Raw genomic sequence first — 18,681 nt, forward strand, 5'->3', positions numbered from 1 at the left:
AAATATTGTTAATTACTTCGTTTTGACTTACAATCTAGATAAAATGATATACATATAAAGAGGGAAATAAGAATGACAAAAAAACAAGTACAGTTGGTAACATTTGGTTTGTTGTTAGCTTGTGCTATGTCTGGGCTAGATGGAACGATTATTAACACCGCATTACCAGCTATTATCAGTGATTTACACGGTATTGAATACATGGGGTGGCTTGTTGCAGTATTTTTGTTAGGAATGTCGGTTTTTACACCATTGTGGAGTAAGTTAGGCGAAAAATTTGGTAATAAGTTAGCTTTCCAATTGGCGGTTACCTTATTTATTATCTCATCATTTTTACAAGCTTAAGCTACTAATATATGGTTTTTTATCATGGCTAGAGCGCTTATGGGAATCGGTGCTGGAGGAATGGGGGCCATTCCATATATTATTTTGGCTCAACTCTATCAAGATATTCAGCAGCGTTCACGTTCTTTGGCGTATGTCTCAGCCAGTTTTAGTGTGGCCTCCATCATTGGGCCACTTGTTGGAGGAATATTAGTTGATTGGTTTAGTTGGCATTGGGTTTTTTATATTAATATTCCTTTAGGATTGATTTCAATAGGAATTGTACAATTCTTCTTTAAAGAAGAGTTTATTAAAAAAGCAGCGCGTTTTGATGCGTTAGGTTCGACATTATTAATTGTTAGTTTACTGTTGATTTTAACCGCTATTCAAATGTCAACACTACTTTCTAAAATCCAAGTTGGTTTGTTATTTTTAAGTGGCATGGTATTACTAGGTCTGTTAATAACAGTAGAAAAACATGCTAAAGATCCAATTTTGCCGGGAAGTATCTTCAAAAATAAGTTATTAGTCTTTGATTTTGTTGTTTTTTCTTTGATTTGGGGTTCACAAATTTGTTATAGCATCTATGTTCCAATGTGGGCTCAAGGATTATTGGGCACGATCGCTTTAATTGGAGGTTTAACCCAAATTCCAAGCTCAATTTTTGATTTTATTGGTTCACAATCAGCTAATTTTTTGAATGAACGTTACAAATCAGTTAATTTAACTGTTGCAATTGGTGGTTTAGCAATTTTAGTTGCAATTTTGATTTTAAGTTTAGCCTCAGTTAACTTAGCTTATTTTTGGTTGCTATTTTGTGGGATTTTCTATGGCTTTGGTGTTGGTTTAGTCTTTAACGCTTTACAAATTAAGGTGCAAGAAGATGCTGGAACAAAAGATTTAGCAGTAGCGACTTCATTTAGCTTTTTGATACGGATTATGGCTCAAACCTTGATGTCGGCAATTTATGGATTGACATTAAACCAAGCATTGTTGTCTGGTGTTAAACAAACAAAAGGGCAGATAAGTATGGCGATGCTTAATAAATTAAGTGATGCGGCGACTAGTGTAGAATTACCAAGTAAATTATTACCAACGATGCGTCGAATTTTACATCAAGGAATTCATAATATTATGTTACTAGCAGCATTGTTACTAGTAATATCATTATTGTTATTGATTTGGGCACATAAAAAAGAACAAATTAAAAACCTTGATAAATTAACTGATTAGGTTAATTTATCAAGGTTTTATTCTTCATCAAGTTCAGCTTTTTTAACCTCAGGTGCGTATAATTCATAGACCCGATTATCAGCCTCATCAAAGACACTTACCGGTAAATTATTCACAGCACTGATACGTAGATGATAACCATAATTATCTAAAAAGACTAATTCATTACTATCGAGCTGTTCAACTTTTCCTAATAGTTGACGTCCATCTAGAGCAATGGTTAATTCGACAGAAATTTCTAATTGATGTACCTTATGACTTAATTCGTCTGTAAACATCCAGGTGCCGGCATAAATCAATGGGAGGGCTGGCTTAACACTAGCACGCTTTTTAGTGACGGTATGAACCATCTTGCCAATTCCTGTTACAAGCGGTGTAATGCCGCCAATGATTGTTAAGCCTTTGCGTTTCATTTTGCTCCTCCTTTAAATTTACATCTACTAAATAAATATACCACCAAATCTCAAATAAACATAGTATTTAAGCTGATTATGACATAAATGAAATATTTGTTTAAAAATAGCAATATTTCCACTAAAATCAAAGAAAATAAAGGCTAAATGAGCATGAATCACAAATATTTGGTAAAATAAGACAAGGATTAAGACAAATTGGAGGTCTGCCAAATGCTAAAATTAGGAATCATCGGAACAAATTGGATTACTGATCAATTTATTCAAGCAGCACATGAAACGGGGGAATGGCAATTAACCACCGTTTATTCACGGACAATTGCAAAAGCTAAGGAATTTGGACAAAAATATCTACAAGTGACAGAATATTTTGCTGATTTAGACGAATTTTTTACACAAGGCAGTTTTGATGCTGTGTATATTGCATCTCCTAACAGTCTGCATTTTCAACAAGTTAAACAAGCAATTGCGGCCAATAAGCATGTGATTGTGGAAAAACCAGCCTTTTCCAATCTTTTTGAGATGAAAGAAATCTTGCATTTACTCAAACAAAAACCAGAAGTATACTTTTTTGAAGCTGCACGTCATATTTATGATCCAAACTTTCAAGCGGTCAAAGAAGCTGTGCAAAACTTGCAGGTAATTCAAGGAGCCAATTTGACTTTTGCACAATATTCATCACGTTATGATGCGGTATTAGCTGGACAAGAGCCAAATATTTTTTCACCGCGTTTTTCTGGTGGATGCTTGCAAGACTTGGGTGTATATCTAGTATATTGTGCTATTGCATGGTTTGGGATGCCAGCAAGCTGTGAATATCATCCAACAATGTTATCAACAGGTGTGGATGGTAAAGGTGTGGCGTTATTGCATTATCCACAATTTGATGTAACCTTATCGATGGCTAAGACCGTTAATTCACACATGCCTGGGGAAATCTATGGCCTAAAAGAAGTTATTCATTTAGATCATTCGGCTAATATTGCTCAAGCTTATGTGGATGATGGTCAAGGTAATGTGACGCAGATTTCACAAACACCTACACAAAATCCAATGTTTGACGAAGCAAAAAGCTTTGCACAAATGTTAAAAGATCCAGCTTCATTAACAAATAAGCAACGCCAAGAAGATTTGTTGGCTTTAAGCGTACAAGTCAACGAAGTTTTATATCAATTGCGCCAAAGTGCTAAGATTGTGTTTGAAGCGGATTACAAATATTTAGATACTACGGAGTAATTCTATATGAATCCAAAATTTAGTTTACAGATGCAACAAGAAGACTTTAATGAATTGACGCCGATTCAAGCAGCTGTCTATGAGCCACTATCTAGTGGAAAAAATGTCTTAGGGCTAGCGCCAACGGGTTCAGGTAAAACTTTGGCTTATGCGTGGCCATTACTTGAAAAATTACAACCTAAACAAGGTAGTCAGCTGTTGATTATTGCACCTTCTCAAGAATTAGGAGCTCAGTTAAATAACGTTTTAAGTCCCTGGGCTAAATTACTTGGCTTAAATACAATGTCAATTATTGGAGGCGCCAATGTTAAACGCCAAATCGAAAAGCTAAAAAAACGTCCTGAAGTAATCATTGGAACCCCAGGACGCTTATTGAATTTGATTGCTGATAAAAAACTAAAGTTACACTTATTAAAAGCAATTGTTATCGATGAAGCTGATGAACTTTTAGGTCAAGAAGAAACTTTGACTGCTTGTCGTAAATTGGTGAGTTTTGCTCCAACCAATACACAGTTAGCCTTCTTTTCGGCAACTAAAGCACCTGTTTTAACAGAATTAGAGCGATGGTTTGGAGCAGAAGTTGAGATTTATGATGTTTATGGACAAAAACATCAGCAAGGTGAAATCATTCATTACTTAGTTGAAGTTCCAACACGTAAAAGAGTCGATGCTTTACGCAAATTAGCACATATGCCTGACTTTTATGGATTAGTGTTCTTTAAACAAAGTGCAACCTTAAATGAAACGGCTAAACGTTTGCAATATCACGGTGTTAAAATTGCAACTTTAACAAGTGAAGGACGCCAAACGCAACGTGCACAAGCTTTAAGTGCTTTGCGAAAGCGTGAAATTAAGCTCTTATTGACAACTGATTTAGCGGCACGTGGATTAGATATTGCCAAATTACCAGCAGTAGTCAACTTTGATTTACCCAAAGATACTAACACCTATATTCACCGTGTCGGACGAACCGGACGTATGGGACAAGATGGTGTGATCGTCAACTTGGGCAATGAACATGATTTGCGGATGTTTAAACAATTAATCAAAGACTTAGATTATGATTTACGTCCAGGTTATCTTTATCAACAACACATTGTGGATGATTTAGAAACAGCAAAAGAACAATTAGCATCAGAAGTAGTAAAGAAAACTAAAGTTAAAGCCAAAGAAGCCAAGGCTATTCAAGAACCAGCAGTTAAAAAGCATAAGAAGAAACGCAAACGTGATCAAAAAAATAAAGGGATGCGCCGTAAAAAAGCTTAGCTAAATGTTACGCAATGTTATTTTGATACAAAATAATCTTTGAAAAAAATCACTCAAAAGTAGAACTGTAAGTTTTGCCTTTGAGTGATTTTTTATTAATTAAAGGGTGATAATTTAAAAAGTAGTTGAAATGCTGCGAATTTGGTGATTGAAGCCTTGCACTTCTAAGATAAATTGACTATACTAAAAAGAGCTGTATATGGCTTTTTTGCGTTTGTAGCTCAGCTGGATAGAGCAACCGCCTCCTAAGCGGTAGGTCATCGGTTCAAATCCGATCAAGCGCATCTAAATTAAAAAGAAGTATGTTGTAAAATTTACAACGTACTTCTTTTTTTCTTGTTAAGATAAGTTTCGATTACTTTAGCAAAGAAAATGGCGCTACAAGCACTTAAACCCAGAGGTAAAAAAGCTGAAGTATTTAAGTGACAAACTTCAAATAACATGAACAATGCCATTAATGGGGCATGCTGGGTAGCGGTTAAAAAACCAACCGCGCCGATTAAAGCAATTTGAGGTAGATAAATTTGACCAAAGAGTTGATAATAGCCAAGGCCAAATAAAATACCAAAACAAGCACCTGCTGCAATTGAAGGAGTCAACGTGCCACCATAAGCTCCAGCATAAAGGGATAAACATGTAATTAATAATTTACTAATAATTCCAAAACACATTAACCAAATTAAATGTTCTGTATTTAAAGAACTATTAAAAGCTAGTTGCGCCAATCCACGACCATTTCCCATAATTTGTGGAAAAAAGCTTGCAACACTTCCTGTTAAAAGTGCAACTAAAGGCAAACTTACAAAAACTCTTTTAGAGGTAATTTTTTGTTGGCCTGCTCGTTGCATCCATTGGCGGAAAATACCACCAATAATGCCCATTATTGCTCCTAATATGAGCGCTAAAGGTAACAGACAAAGTTCAAAATTTTTTGTACTTATAAGATAATATGGACTAAATCCTTTCTCTAAGCCACCGATACTGGCAGCAATAATAGCCATTGGTAAACTAACTATGATTGCTTTAGGGGTGATTTTTTTGTAGAGTAATTCTAAGCAAAAAAGCATTCCAGTAATTGGTGCTAAATAAACTCCAGCAAAACCAGCACCAGCAGCTGCAGCAATTAGCAATTTTTGTTCGTCAGCTGTTAAAGTTTTAGGATTAAGTGTTGTTAGTTTTTGAGCAAACATTGCACCAAGTTCACGAGGAGCTAATTCACGGCCAACGCTTCCACCTACACTAACATAAAAAATTTGAGTGAAAGCATGGATAATTGTGGTAAAAACCCCCATTTGGCTACCGGTTAAAGCTTGTTTAATTGAAGTTGGACGTTTTTTTCGTTGTAAAAGATACCAGATGAAAGCCGCAATAATTCCGCCAATAAAGACTGAAAGTAAGCGATTTGTAGGTGAAATCAAAGTACTTACAGGAAATGAACTAGTTTCATGGAATTTTAAAAAAAGTTGTTCGAAAAAGATTAAAAATTTGTCTAACGCAATTGCACTAAGACCGATTAATATACCTAAAATCAAAGTATAAGTTCCTAAAATAAGTTGTTTTTTAGTAATTATATTCATTGTTTGCCTCCATTTTTCCCTCAAAAACTAGTCTATCAAAAAAAACAACGATTTTATAGAGTTAAGATATACTAAAATGAATAATTGATATATGTAAAAAAATAAAGAGAAGGTCTATTAACGTAGACTTTCTCTTTATTAGTGTTGCACCGATAATAGAAGTATATCTATTTTACAGTGAGCTTATTTAACGATTATGCCCAATCGCCGTTTCTAAAGACTGGAACACGTGTGCCGTCTTCTTTGATACCATCGATATTCATGTCGGCAGAACCAACCATAAAATCAACATGAGTTTGACTTAAGTTAAGACCATGTGCCTTTAATTCTTCATCATTCATCTTTGTGCCACCTTCGAGGTTGAATGGATAAGCAGCCCCTAAGGCTAAGTGATCGCTAGCATTTTCATCAAATAAGGTGTTAAAGAAGATGATACCTGATTGTGAGATTGGTGATGGATCTGGCACTAAGGAAACTTCACCTAATGAGCGTGCACCTTCATCGATTTCTAAGAGATGATCTAAGACTTCTTGACCTTTCTTAGCGGTTGCTTCGATGATGCGGCCGTCTTTGAAGGTAAATTTCATATCTTCTAAGATGCTACCAGCATAGCTTAATGGTTTGGTTGAAGTGATATAACCATCGATACGACGGCAATCAGCAGAAGTGAAGACTTCTTCGGTTGGCATGTTAGCCATAAATTCAACGCCTTCTGGAGTAAAGCTACCAGCACCTTCCCAAAGATGACCTTTAGGCAAACCAATCGTGATGTCTGTAACAGGTGAAGTGTAGTGTAAGGCAACAAATTGTTCTTTAGTCAACCAAGCTGCTTTTTCGCGCAATTTTTGATCGTGTTCTTTCCAAGCTTGGATTGGATCTGGAGTATTGATGCGGGTAGTCTTGAAGATTTCTTCCCACAAACGATCGGCAGCTTCTTGGCCTTTTAATTCAGGGAAAACTTTTTCGGCCCATTCAACTCCGGCTGCAGAAACCACAGTCCAGCTTAAGTCGTTATTTTGGGTAGCTTTACGTACGATGTTTAAAGCTTTACCAGTAGCAGCTTGGTTAGTTGCGATACGTTGTTGATCAACACCAGCAAAACCATTTGGATCTTCAGAAACTACAGAGATACGTGCGGCTTTTTTAGCTACGATGTATTCAGCTTCTTTAACCAAGTATTCAGGGACATTTTCTAGGCGTTCTTGGCTAGCAAATTCTAAGAATTGGCGTGAAGTAAAGGTATCATTCCATTTAACAATAACTTCACCAGCACCAGCTTTATAAGCTTCTTTAACCAATAAGCGTGCTAATTGTGTTTGATCAACAGAAATGTAGATGACTACAGCTTGACCTTTTTGAACGTTGACACCGACTTTAACAATTAATTCGGCATATTTTTGTAATTTTTCAGCGAAATTAGCGATAGACATAAGAAGAACCTCCTATAAAAGTAAAATTATGATAACTAAATGATAGCATAATTAGCATTGAATGTGTTAATTAATCTTAGGACAGTTGCTTAACAAAGTCTAGTAACTTTGGTATACTCAACAAGAAAGCATTCCAAAATAGTGAGGAAAACTATGCGAAAAATCAAAGTAATGACGGTTTTTGGAACACGGCCAGAAGCAATTAAAATGGCACCTGTCGTTTTAGAATTAAAGAAACAACAAGATAAATTTGAAGCAATTACTGTTGTGACGGCGCAACATCGGCAAATGCTTGATCAAGTGTTAGCTATTTTTAAAATTACACCGGATTATGATTTAAATATTATGCATCAACGTCAAACTTTAAATGATATTACAGTTGCAGTCTTACAACAATTAGATGCTATTATTAAAGAAACTAAGCCAGATATCATTTTGGTTCATGGCGATACAACGACAACTTTTGCAGCTAGTCTAGCAGCCTTTTATAATCAAGTTGCAATCGGGCATGTTGAAGCAGGCTTGCGGACATGGAATAAGTATTCGCCTTATCCTGAAGAGATGAATCGGCAGTTGACTGATGTGTTAAGTGATTTATATTTTGCGCCAACAAGTCAAAGTCAACAAAATTTATTATTAGAAAATCATCCAAAAGAAAATATCTATGTTACAGGTAATACGGCGATAGATGCGTTGCAATATACTGTGGTTAAAGATTATCAACATCCAATTTTGGAAAACTTAGCACCTGATAAGCGCTTGATTTTGGTGACAATGCATCGGCGTGAAAATCAAGGTGAGCCGATGCGCCAAGTGTTTAAAGCGATTAAAGAGGTTGTCTTGGCTAATCAAGATATTGAAGTCGTCTATCCGGTTCATTTAAGCCCAAGCGTGCAAGCTGTGGCACATGAAATTTTTAATGATGTTGCTCAAGTTCATTTAATTGAGCCACTTGATGTCGTTGATTTTCATAATTTAGCTGCGCGCAGTTATTTTATTATGAGTGATTCAGGTGGGGTGCAAGAAGAAGCGCCATCGTTAGGGAAACCCGTGTTAGTTTTACGTGATACAACGGAACGGCCAGAAGGCATTGCAGCGGGAACGTTAAAATTAGTTGGGACAAATCCAACAGAAGTTAAACGCCAAATGCAACATTTATTAGATGATCAAGTTGCCTATGAAAAGATGGCCCAAGCCCAAAATCCATATGGTGATGGCAAGGCAGCTCAAAAAATTTTGGCAGCTATCGTTAAACATTTTAGCTAGTTAAGTGAACCTTAACATTTAATGAAAATTAGGAGTACTAGAAATTCTATTATCCCAGTAAAATTCAAAAAGCACAGATTTATGAAAGATAAGATTTCATAGATCTGCGCTTTTTTTAGTTAGTGTTTTTATAAAATTTAATTTTAAAACGTTCTAATAGCCAACAAAGCAAAGTTAAAATAATGCCAAGCAAACTGATTTTAGCACCTAAAAGTAAGCCAGGTGTCTGATAACTAAAGGTTACTTGATGTTTACCAGCATTAAGTTTTACACCGATAAAAGCCTGATTAGTTTTTAAGACCGGCACCTTTTGACCATCAACGTTAGCCGTCCACCCTTTAGAATATGGAATTGAAGAAGTCAAGATACCAGCTGAAGTAGTCGTGATGTTTCCGCTAACTTGATTGGTTTTAAAGGTTAAGTCTTGTAAAGCATTTTGCTGAATTTTTTGGACTTCCTTAGTATAGGTTTGGTTTAGTGGAATAGCGACAACTTTTAGTTTAAAATGATATGTTCCTAATTTAGACGGTGTTAGTTTTAAACTAGTAGGTAAGCCATCGTTAAAATAACCGATATTCATCGTGGTGTCTTTAACAACTTTATAAAAAGATAAAGCACTTTGCTTAGGTTGGGTAATTTTTTCAGTACCTAGATTTGAAGTAACACTCAAAGAAAAACTATTATCAGGCGAGCCTTGCAAGATACTTGTCCGTAGATATTTGTAAGAAGCAAGGCTACTATTGCTTGCTAAAAATCCTTTGGTTAAATCGTTTGTTTCTTTTTGAGTTTCAAGTTTAACTTGTTTATCTAAGCTAAATGGTTGATAACTAATATCACTTAATTCTAGATGCAATTCGCTTGATTTTAGCAAGTTTAAAGTTGCTTGATCGTCTGGTAATTGTAAGATAATTTGATATGTTTCAGCAGGATCTTCTTTAGTTAAAGAGCTTGGATCAACGAGATTGCCACGACTAGAAATGATTTGATAGTCTAAATCAATCACTTGCTTTGTTAAATTTGCTTGTGTCAAAGAATGTGCAATTTGTTTGTCAACAACTACACCGCTAGCTAAGGCTCGCTCTTTTTGTGAAGAAGAAAGCTTAGCATATTGTTTTGGTGTGATAACTCTATTTTGGAAGTAAACCAAAGGAAAAGCATTATCCGTGGAAAACATCCGAACTTGTTGATCTTTAGAAGTTTGCTGATTAATATCACTAACTTTGCGAGTTGCCTTAGTTAACGTATAGTCAGCAGGAATCTTGTCATCATTTGGTTGATTAAGTTGATTAAATAGATATTTAACACCTAAAAAGTTATTCAAGATTGTTCGATCATCAATTTGAGCTAACGGAATATTGGCTTCATATTGTAAATTTTGCATATTATTGGCAAAAATGCCGACAAATTTATTTTGAATTGAATAATACGAGCTGATTTGATTGACCGAACTGTTTAAGGCGTTATGCAAGTGATAATTTGCGCCTAAATCATAATTTTGACTGGTGGTTGAAACACGATATTGATCGGTAGCAGTCAAATCTTGGTCTAAACCAAAGAATCGGTTAGTTTGTAACTTATCATAAGCTCCAGTAGCTAACATCTCATCAGAATAACCACCATTATAAGGTGCTTCATAATAAAGTGCATTTAAACAAACGTTAGCCAAGATAATTAATAACAGCGCCTTTTGGTTATCACCAAAAAAGTTTTGTTTGGCAAGATAAATTCCACCTAGACTGATAAATAAAAACAGCATCGGAATGAAAAGTTTTTCATCACTTTGAAAGTAATAAATAGTACTGCAAATAGCGGTATAGATAAGCAAACTAAAAGTAAAGTAGCGTAACATTTTAGGACTGAGACTTTTGATTTTGTTTAATAATAGACAAACGCTCAAAGAAACGGGTAAAACCAACATTAAGGTCCAACGATTTGAGGGTGACATCATACCGTTAAAAAATGCACCAAAACATGGGAAAGCCAACATGACTAAGCTTAGACCAAAGACACTAGTTAAAAGTGGATATGTTTTAGCTTTGGCCAAAACGTATAAAATGGCAAAAAAGCTGATACTTGCAAAACCTAAAGCACTCCAAAAGTAAAAATCACGGTTACCACCATTGATTAATTGTGAAGGTAAGGCTAAATAATAATAGAGTGGATAAACCTTCAAACCATTAGCAAAAGTAGTAGCACTGCGCGTCGAATTAGTTACTGCTAAGATTTCAGGAATTAACATAATAGCACTCATTAGTAAGCTTAAAATAGTTGCTAAGGCTAACTTAGCTATCATCTTAGGCCAATCTTTTTGTTGACGATAATAAATAAAAAAGCGCAATACAAGATAAATAAAGGCACCAATTCCTAAAACAAAGGCAAAATAGTAATTGCTAAGCAACATCCAAGTAAAAATAAAGGTTAAAAACCAATGACTTTTACCTTGTAAAATGCGCTCGATACCTACGATTAATAGCGGAAATAAAATAAAAGGTGTAGTAAAAAAAGGCTGTGCAATATTTGAATACAATAAGAATGCATTAAATAAGTAAACCAATGCACCACTGACAATGATTTTTTGGCTGAAATTAAAATGACGTGCCAAAAAACAAAAGGCTAAACCAGCACAGTATAAACGAAAAACAATCAAACATTGATAGCCCAAAACAACTTTGCTAGCAGGAAATAAGATAATCAGATATGAAAAAATATCTCCTAAAGAATAATACGAATAAACTTGAAAAGTATCACTACCCAAGCCCATTTTAAAAGACCATTGTTCGAGTGGTTCAAAGGGATGGTGTAAAAAATCCAAAACGGCACTGCGGAAATTTTGTAATAACGGTAAGTGTTGATTGGCCCCATCAAGATACCAAATTAATTCATGTCCGGTAATTAAGTAAGTTCCATACACAAAAAAAGCTACAACTAAAAACGCTAATGTATAGTTTAAATAAACTTTGGAACTTGTTTTTTGTTTGAATGAAAAGTACACAAAAAAACCTCCCTTCATCGTATTTTACCTAAAATTAGATTAAAAAGACAATAAAGCGAAGTTTTTTAAGAATTTTCTTAAGAACGATCTTTGAAAATAAATAGTTTACTAAAAAGATAGTTTAATAAAACGATAACGACTTGATCGATTAGTTTTGTTAAATTGCTGTTGAGGGCTAAAAGCGAAACCCCAATATACATGATGGCAGCATCGAAGAAAAAAGAAACAATCCGATAAAAGAAAAACCACCACATTTCAACTAAAAATGCTTTAATTGTAGGTGTCTTTGATTCAAAAACCCAAAGTTTGTTAGTAACAAAGGCAAATAATACCGAAATAAACCAAGCAATAAAATTAGCAATCTGATAATAGATGCCCAATTTGGTATCAAAAATATAAAAGGTTATTAAATTTACTAAGGTTGTTAGTCCACCAAAGAAAAGGTAAGCCAAGACACTTTTATATTTGACGAATAAATCTTTAATTGTTTCCATTAGATTCCAGCACTCTTAACTAATTCATTAGCGAAATTTTCAAGTTTTTCGATGTCTTCTGGACTATCAGGAGCGAGGTTGATTTTTACATTAGCTGCTCCTTTAGTTGCTTTGGCTTGAGCAAAAGCTTGATCAAATTTATCAACAGCCATACCGTAGTATTCACCATAAAAATCATCTCCAGAACCAGCAACTCCATAGATTTTGCCACTTAAATCAGCTTCTTGTAAATCTTCAAAAAAGTCCAAACCTTCATCGGGTAAACTACCTTCATCATAAGTGTATGAACAAACGATACAAATATCGGCATCTTCAAAATCACTAACATCAGCTTGCGAAATTTCAGTCATTGAAACTTCAAGGCCTCTTTCTTCTAAAGTATCAGCGATAATGCTTGCAATATCTTCGTTGTTTCCTGTAATAGTCGCATAAACAATTTTAGCTGTAGCCATTAAAAAACCTTCTTTCTTTATATCTCGTGTATTAGTATAACATAAGGCGATGAAGAGTAGTTGAATGTGACAAAAATTTGCATAACGGTAAGGATAAGTTATAATTAGTAGGGATTAATTAATTGGAGGATTTAAAATGATTACAATTAAATCAGCACGAGAAATTGAAGAAATGGCTAAATCAGGAGCAATCCTTGCGGGATTTCATCGCGGATTGCGTGATTTGATTAAACCAGGAATTTCGAGTTGGGAAATTGAAGAATTTGCTTTGGATTATTATAAAAAACATGATGCCATTCCTGAACAAATCGGATTTGAAGGCTATAAATATGCAACATGTGTCAGCGTCAATGATGAAATTTGTCATGGATTTCCACGTAAAAACTTAATTTTAAAAGACGGTGATTTAGTTAAAGTCGATACAGTAGTGAATTATCATGGTGCGATGAGTGATTCATGCTGGAGTTATGTTGTTGGTAAATCTACACCTGAATTGGATCGTTTGATGGAAGTTACTAAAAAAGCTTTATATCTAGGAATCGATCAGGCTAAGGTAGGAAATCGTATCGGGGATATCGGTGCTGCAATTCAACATTTTGTTGAAGATGAAAACGGCTTTGGTGATGTGCGCGAATTTATTGGTCATGGTATTGGGCCGACAATGCACGAAAGTCCTAATGTACCGCATTATGGAGAAGCAGGAAAAGGCTTGCGGTTGCGTGAAGGAATGACGATTACAATCGAACCGATGGTTAACATGGGAAGCTGGGAAGCTGAAATGGATGATCCAAACGGCTGGACAGCACGAACAATGGATGGTAGTGTTTCTTGTCAATTTGAACATACTATTGCAATTACGAAAGATGGTCCTAAGATTTTAACGTCACAAGATCCCGAATTCGATGCTAAATATTTACTTAAATAAGTAAATCCAAAAAATGTTTTACTGATTTTTAAGTAAACACTTATAATTTTATTCAAATCCTTGTAATTATTTTGGATATTGATATAATATCTATTATAGAACCAAAAGTTTAAACGGTCTCATTATTAAGTGTTAGCCGTTTTAAAAGGAGATAACATAAATGAAAGTAAGAAAAGCAGTCATTCCAGCTGCCGGTTTAGGAACACGTTTCTTACCTGCAACAAAAGCTTTAGCAAAAGAAATGTTACCAATTATTGATAAACCAACAATCCAATATATTGTTGAAGAAGCTAAGAAATCAGGAATTGAAGATATTTTAGTTGTTACTGGTAAAGGTAAGCGTCCTATCGAAGATCATTTTGATTCTGTGCCTGAATTGGAACAAAACCTTAAAGAAAAAGGCAAAACTGATTTATTGCGTTTAGTTGAACAAACAACAGATATCAATTTATATTTTATTCGTCAATCTCATCCACGTGGTTTAGGAGATGCAGTTTTGATGGCTAAAGACTTTGTTGGCAACGAACCATTTGTCGTAATGTTAGGCGATGATATCATGGAAGATAAGGTGCCTTTGACAAAACAATTAATGGATCGTTATGAAGCAACACATGCCTCAACTTTGGCTGTTATGAAAGTTCCACATGATGAAGTTAACAAATATGGAATTATCGAACCAACAACGCAACCACAACCTGGTTTATATGATGTTAAAAAATTTGTTGAAAAACCAGATGTTGATAAAGCGCCATCTGATTTAGCCATTATCGGTCGTTATTTATTAACACCTGAAATCTTTAGCATGTTAGAAACGCAAAAACCAGGTGCAGGTAACGAAATTCAATTAACAGATGCAATCGATCGTTTGAATAAAATTCAACGTGTGTTTGCGCATGAATTTAAGGGTGAACGTTATGATGTCGGTTATAAATTTGGCTATCTTAAGACATCAATTCAATTTGGTTTACGTCATCCAGAAGTTAAAGATGAACTTGAAGCTTATATCAAAGAATTAGCTAATAGTTTTGAAAAAACTAAAAAATAATGACTAAAGAAAGCCGCTTTGTCATTATCAGCTTAATAAAGTAGGCACTAAAGGTTAAAGTTTTTGAGCTCTCTTTACTGGTTTTTCCAGTGAAGAGGGCTTTTTTGTTGTTATATACTAACCCTAAAATTTAATAACTTAGGTGAAGTATGTTAGAATAATGAAGAATTATAATTTTCAATTATTACAGATAGTAGCGGGAAGGCTTGAAAAAAATCTAGTTCTTGCTTATAGTAGAAAGGTTGATTTAGAATGGGAGGTGGAAATTTTTGAAAAAGCTAGTGCGCTTTGATTTAAAAAAATTTTGGCAGCTATTAACGAAAATTTTTATACAAGGTAATATTAGTAGCGCAGCAACCGTAATTGCTTATTATTCATTGTTAGCTATTTTTCCAATGATTATTTTTATTGGTAATATTTTACCGTTGCTAGATATTAAAAGCTCAACGGTCATGCCTTATTTAGCAGTCGCATTGCCTAAAGCTATTTACAAATTATTGGGTCCAACAATTAAAAGCTTTTTAGATAGTGGATCAGGCAGCCTAGCTTCGATTTCAGGGGTGTTGACGATTTGGGCGGCTAGTCGTGGAATTAATGCAGCCAAAAGATCATTTAACTTTGCATATGGTGTTGCACAAAATCAAAGTGCCATCTTAACGAGGGTGTTATCGTTTGTTTTAACAATTTGTTTTGGCGCACTCGTAGGTATCTTATTGTTGGTCTTTAGTTTTGGCCAGATGATTTTAGAATATCTAATGCCATTGTTTAATATTTCTAACGAGTGGCTACATTGGTTTACACGATATAAATGGCCAACAACCTTTATTGTGATTTTTATAGTTATTAGTATCAGTTATTATATTTTACCTAATGCTAAATTACATTGGCGCCTAGTTTGGCCAGGTGCATTATTAGCTACACTTGGATGGATGATCTTAACACAAGGCTTTTCATTATACATTAGTTACTTTGCCCGCTCAGTATTGGGGTATGGAGCTTTGGGGACATTTATTGTATTATTGTTGTGGTTACATTTTTCAAGTTGGGTAACCATGATTGGGGCTGTATTTAATGCAACTTTGGAATATTATATGTACGGTAAAATTGAAGCCAAAACACTTGGTATAAAAAAATTATTACAAAAAAACTAGTAAAAAGAGTTTTAGTTTTCAAAGTAATCCTAAACAACTTTGAAGAACACTCTATTTACTAGTTTTTTAATTTTCAGTTGAAATAGTATTTAAAACTTGTTCAATATCACTTAGATCAAAGCCTTTACGATATAAAAATTGTTTAGTCTTTTGCAATCGTTGATAACCATCGTAACGTTGATTTTTATTCCAGGCTTTTAATGCTTGTTTTTTCAATAATTCCAGTTGTTCTGATGGATCGACTTGAATCTGATGTTGTGCAAGAAGTGAATCGATTAAACTTGAATTAAATCCTTTGACTAAAAGAGCTTGTTTAACTTTTTGCTTTTGACGTAAAGCTGATTCATTTTGATATTTGCGCATTAATTTTGGAATTAGGTGGGTAAGATTTTGCTGTTGTTGTTCGAGTGGAAATTCAGTTAAAGCTTTATCAATTAAGTTTTCGCCAATTCCTTTTTGACGTAAGAGATTGCGAATCACTTTAGGTCCCTTATCGCTAGTTTTAGCCATTGTCCTTACAAAACTTTGTGCGTATTGTAAATCATCAATTAAGCGATTAGCTTGTAATTTTTGTAGAACTTGTTTTAAGGCAATTTCAGTTGAGTTTTTTTGTTTTAAATAAGTTTCAATTTCAGCTTGGCTGCGTAATTGATAAGATAAGTATCCCAAAGCTTGTTGATATAGAAAATCGACTTCTTTAGCTGCAGTAATTTCACTTAAAACCTCTTTAGTCAGTTCTTGACCCTTATGAAGATTAAAAGCGATTAAGACTTCTTCACTGACACTAAAACTATATTGACCATCTAGAAAAATATTAAAATAACCTGGTTTTTTTTGCGTTGAAATTTTAGTAATAATTGCCATTTAATGCCTCCAGCAAACTAACTTTAAATTAATTATAATCTTTTTACATAAGATTTGCGAATGAAGATGGTATAATCGAACTAAGATTTAGATTTAAGGAGAAAGTTAACTGTTACTAAAAATATAGAATAATGTAGAAAAATGTGTTATAATAAACCATGGAAAGAAATAAAAATGTGGGTGGTTATTATGACAATGTTAAAACCAAAAGAAATGGCTGAACGTTTAGGAGTTACAGTCAGAACTTTGCAAATTTGGGACAGTAAGGGTGTGTTAAAAGCATATCGGACTCCCACAAATCGAAGATATTATACTGAAGAACAGTATTTAAACTATATTGGTAAATCAGAGTTAAACAAACGTAAAATGGTTGCTTATGCTAGAGTATCGACAAATGGTCAAAAAGATGATTTAAAAAATCAAATTGACTTTATTAAGCAATACGTTAACGCTAAAGGCATCATCTTAGATGAAACAGTTACCGATATTGGTAGTGGGCTTAACTATAATCGCAAAAAGTGGAATAAATTACTAGAAGAAGTAATGAATAATCAGATTGATACGATTTACATTACCTATAAAGATAGATTTATTCGTTTTGGTTATGAGTGGTTTGAACGATTATGTAAAATGCACAATACTAAGATTGTGGTATTAAACAACGTTGAAACCAGTCCAATGCAGGAAATGATTGATGATATGGTAAGTATTATACACGTATTTTCCTGTCGTTTATATGGTTTACGTAAATATAAGCACGAACTAGAAAATGACAAATCTTTGAAAAGTGGTGGAAATGATGGTGCTAAGAACTCAAAAAGTTAGACTTTATCCTAATAAAACTATGCAAAAAATCTTAGATGAGTTGTGCGATTATCGGAGATATTGCTGGAATGCTGGTTTGGCTTTATGGAACGATATGTATGAAGAAGCACTAATCTTAGATGATAAGCGTTTCAGACCAAATGAATACAAGGTTCGCAACGAGTTAGTGGCTAATAAAGCTGATTGGCAATATCGTTTTTCCGCTCGTTGCTTACAACTAGCAATTAGCGACTTAGACAAGGCTTGGAAGAACTTTTTTGATAAGGCACAAGTTGATTGGGGTAAACCACACTTTAAGTCAAAGAAAGCCCCTAGACAGGGATTTAAGACTGACCGTGCTACGATTATTAAGGGTAAATTGCGTCTAGATAAACCACACGGAATTAAGAATTGGTATGACATTCGCACGAGTGGTGCTAAATCGTTAACTGGTAAATTAAAAGTCGTTTCAATTTACCGTGAAAATGGTAAGTATTGGGCAAGTTTACCTTTTGAAATCGAAGTGGCAAACAAAGCTAAAACTGGAAATAAAACCGCAGTTGATATTAATGTCGGACATTTCAATTACACTGACGGTCAAATTAATGTTTTACCTAAACAATTAAATTACCTTTATCAACGTATCAAATATTATCAAAAATCTTTGTCAAAAAAGCGTATAGTAAATGGTAAACAAGCAATGCAAAGCCATAATTATGTTAAAACGAAAGCCAAGTTACAACGTGATTATCGCAAGGTTGCCAATATTCAACGTGACCTTATTCAAAAGTTCACTACAAAACTAGTTACTAATTACGATAAAATCGCAATTGAAGATTTACAGGTTAAACAAATGCAAATGAATCATGTGGCTTCAAAAGGTTTGCAAAGGTCTTTATTTAGCTATTTCAGACAAGTTTTAACCTACAAGTGTGAATGGTATGGTAAAGATTTGCTTATCGCTGATAAATACTATCCAAGCACACAAAGATGTTCTAGATGCGGTTATGTTAAAACTGGTGATGACAAAATCAGTTTAGCTGGTAACCAAAAACATAATACAAAACATAATGAATATATTTGTTATGAATGTGGCAATGTTATGGATAGAGATATAAATGCAGTTTATAATCTTTTGGCTTTAATATAAAGAAAAACGGGGTGGGCTACACCCTTAAACTGTAAGAGTTAGTCACTGTCATTACCCTC

The 18,681-nt window shown here is 34.3% G+C and carries 15 protein-coding genes, 1 tRNA gene and 1 pseudogene; 10 read left to right on the forward strand and 7 right to left on the reverse strand.

Translation table 11 applies throughout. The features are described 5' to 3' along the window. The first annotated feature begins 72 nt into the window (after window positions 1–72). A pseudogene (locus QM017_RS01835) lies at window positions 73–1,557 on the forward strand (MFS transporter). Window positions 1,558–1,574: 17 nt separating this feature from the next. Here the strand turns inward: QM017_RS01835 and QM017_RS01840 are convergent. Then, window positions 1,575–1,970, reverse strand: coding sequence for a DUF4828 domain-containing protein (locus QM017_RS01840; protein WP_282708680.1), 396 nt, complete (start codon window positions 1,968–1,970; stop codon window positions 1,575–1,577). Window positions 1,971–2,183: 213 nt separating this feature from the next. Here QM017_RS01840 and QM017_RS01845 point away from each other — a divergent pair, with 213 nt between their 5' ends. From QM017_RS01845 to QM017_RS01855, 3 genes are all read left to right on the forward strand, one after another. Continuing rightward, on the forward strand, window positions 2,184–3,206 hold the full coding sequence (locus QM017_RS01845) for a Gfo/Idh/MocA family oxidoreductase (RefSeq protein WP_282708681.1): 1,023 nt from the start codon (window positions 2,184–2,186) through the stop codon (window positions 3,204–3,206). Window positions 3,207–3,212: 6 nt separating this feature from the next. Beyond that, window positions 3,213–4,472: a DEAD/DEAH box helicase gene (locus tag QM017_RS01850; protein ID WP_282708682.1), complete on the forward strand. Its 1,260-nt coding sequence runs from the start codon at window positions 3,213–3,215 to the stop codon at window positions 4,470–4,472. A 210-nt stretch (window positions 4,473–4,682) separates the two neighbouring features. Then, window positions 4,683–4,756: transfer RNA gene (locus tag QM017_RS01855), tRNA-Arg, on the forward strand. Between the two features lie 30 nt (window positions 4,757–4,786). Here QM017_RS01855 and QM017_RS01860 read toward each other — a convergent pair. Beyond that, on the reverse strand, window positions 4,787–6,049 hold the full coding sequence (locus QM017_RS01860) for a chloride channel protein (RefSeq protein WP_282708684.1): 1,263 nt from the start codon (window positions 6,047–6,049) through the stop codon (window positions 4,787–4,789). A 194-nt stretch (window positions 6,050–6,243) separates the two neighbouring features. Further along, window positions 6,244–7,479: an aminopeptidase gene (locus QM017_RS01865; RefSeq protein WP_282708685.1), complete on the reverse strand. Its 1,236-nt coding sequence runs from the start codon at window positions 7,477–7,479 to the stop codon at window positions 6,244–6,246. Between the two features lie 153 nt (window positions 7,480–7,632). Here QM017_RS01865 and wecB point away from each other — a divergent pair, with 153 nt between their 5' ends. Next, window positions 7,633–8,745: a UDP-N-acetylglucosamine 2-epimerase (non-hydrolyzing) gene (gene wecB, locus QM017_RS01870; RefSeq protein ID WP_178198273.1), complete on the forward strand. Its 1,113-nt coding sequence runs from the start codon at window positions 7,633–7,635 to the stop codon at window positions 8,743–8,745. Between the two features lie 115 nt (window positions 8,746–8,860). Here the strand turns inward: wecB and QM017_RS01875 are convergent, their stop codons facing one another. The 3 genes from QM017_RS01875 to QM017_RS01885 all read right to left on the reverse strand — a co-directional run bounded on the left by QM017_RS01875 (window position 8,861) and on the right by QM017_RS01885 (window position 12,683). Beyond that, window positions 8,861–11,737, reverse strand: coding sequence for a YfhO family protein (locus tag QM017_RS01875; protein ID WP_282708686.1), 2,877 nt, complete (start codon window positions 11,735–11,737; stop codon window positions 8,861–8,863). Between the two features lie 77 nt (window positions 11,738–11,814). After that, complete coding sequence (locus QM017_RS01880; protein WP_282708687.1) at window positions 11,815–12,231, reverse strand: GtrA family protein; 417 nt, start codon at window positions 12,229–12,231, stop codon at window positions 11,815–11,817. Then, on the reverse strand, window positions 12,231–12,683 hold the full coding sequence (locus QM017_RS01885) for a flavodoxin (RefSeq protein ID WP_282708688.1): 453 nt from the start codon (window positions 12,681–12,683) through the stop codon (window positions 12,231–12,233). The genes QM017_RS01880 and QM017_RS01885 overlap by 1 nt, the downstream gene beginning before the upstream one ends. A gap of 136 nt (window positions 12,684–12,819) precedes the next feature. On the opposite strand from QM017_RS01885, the gene map reads away from it, so the two are divergent. The 3 genes from map (at window position 12,820) to QM017_RS01900 (ending at window position 15,804) form a co-directional block, all read left to right on the forward strand. Next, entirely contained in the window at window positions 12,820–13,608 is a 789-nt protein-coding gene (gene map, locus QM017_RS01890) for a type I methionyl aminopeptidase (protein WP_282708689.1), read from the forward strand. A 160-nt stretch (window positions 13,609–13,768) separates the two neighbouring features. Continuing rightward, window positions 13,769–14,653: a UTP--glucose-1-phosphate uridylyltransferase GalU gene (gene galU, locus QM017_RS01895; RefSeq protein ID WP_178198268.1), complete on the forward strand. Its 885-nt coding sequence runs from the start codon at window positions 13,769–13,771 to the stop codon at window positions 14,651–14,653. A gap of 269 nt (window positions 14,654–14,922) precedes the next feature. Continuing rightward, window positions 14,923–15,804 carry a YihY/virulence factor BrkB family protein gene (locus tag QM017_RS01900; RefSeq protein WP_282708690.1) on the forward strand — a complete coding sequence of 294 codons (882 nt, stop codon included), beginning with the start codon at window positions 14,923–14,925 and terminating at the stop codon, window positions 15,802–15,804. A 66-nt stretch (window positions 15,805–15,870) separates the two neighbouring features. Here QM017_RS01900 and recX read toward each other — a convergent pair whose 3' ends face one another. Then, a complete protein-coding gene (recX, locus tag QM017_RS01905; protein ID WP_282708691.1) occupies window positions 15,871–16,668 on the reverse strand; it encodes a recombination regulator RecX in 798 nt (265 codons plus the stop codon). Between the two features lie 189 nt (window positions 16,669–16,857). Between recX and QM017_RS01910 the strand changes: the two genes are divergently transcribed. Continuing rightward, entirely contained in the window at window positions 16,858–17,493 is a 636-nt protein-coding gene (locus QM017_RS01910; protein WP_282708520.1) for an IS607 family transposase, read from the forward strand. Then, the gene (locus tag QM017_RS01915; RefSeq protein ID WP_282708522.1) at window positions 17,468–18,622 is read left to right on the forward strand and encodes a transposase; all 1,155 of its coding nucleotides are present in this window, start codon (window positions 17,468–17,470) and stop codon (window positions 18,620–18,622) included. The genes QM017_RS01910 and QM017_RS01915 overlap by 26 nt, the downstream gene beginning before the upstream one ends. The last annotated feature ends 59 nt before the right edge of the window (window positions 18,623–18,681 follow it).

Source organism: Ligilactobacillus sp. Marseille-Q7487 (assembly GCF_949152225.1).
Classification (GTDB): Bacteria; Bacillota; Bacilli; order Lactobacillales; family Lactobacillaceae; genus Ligilactobacillus.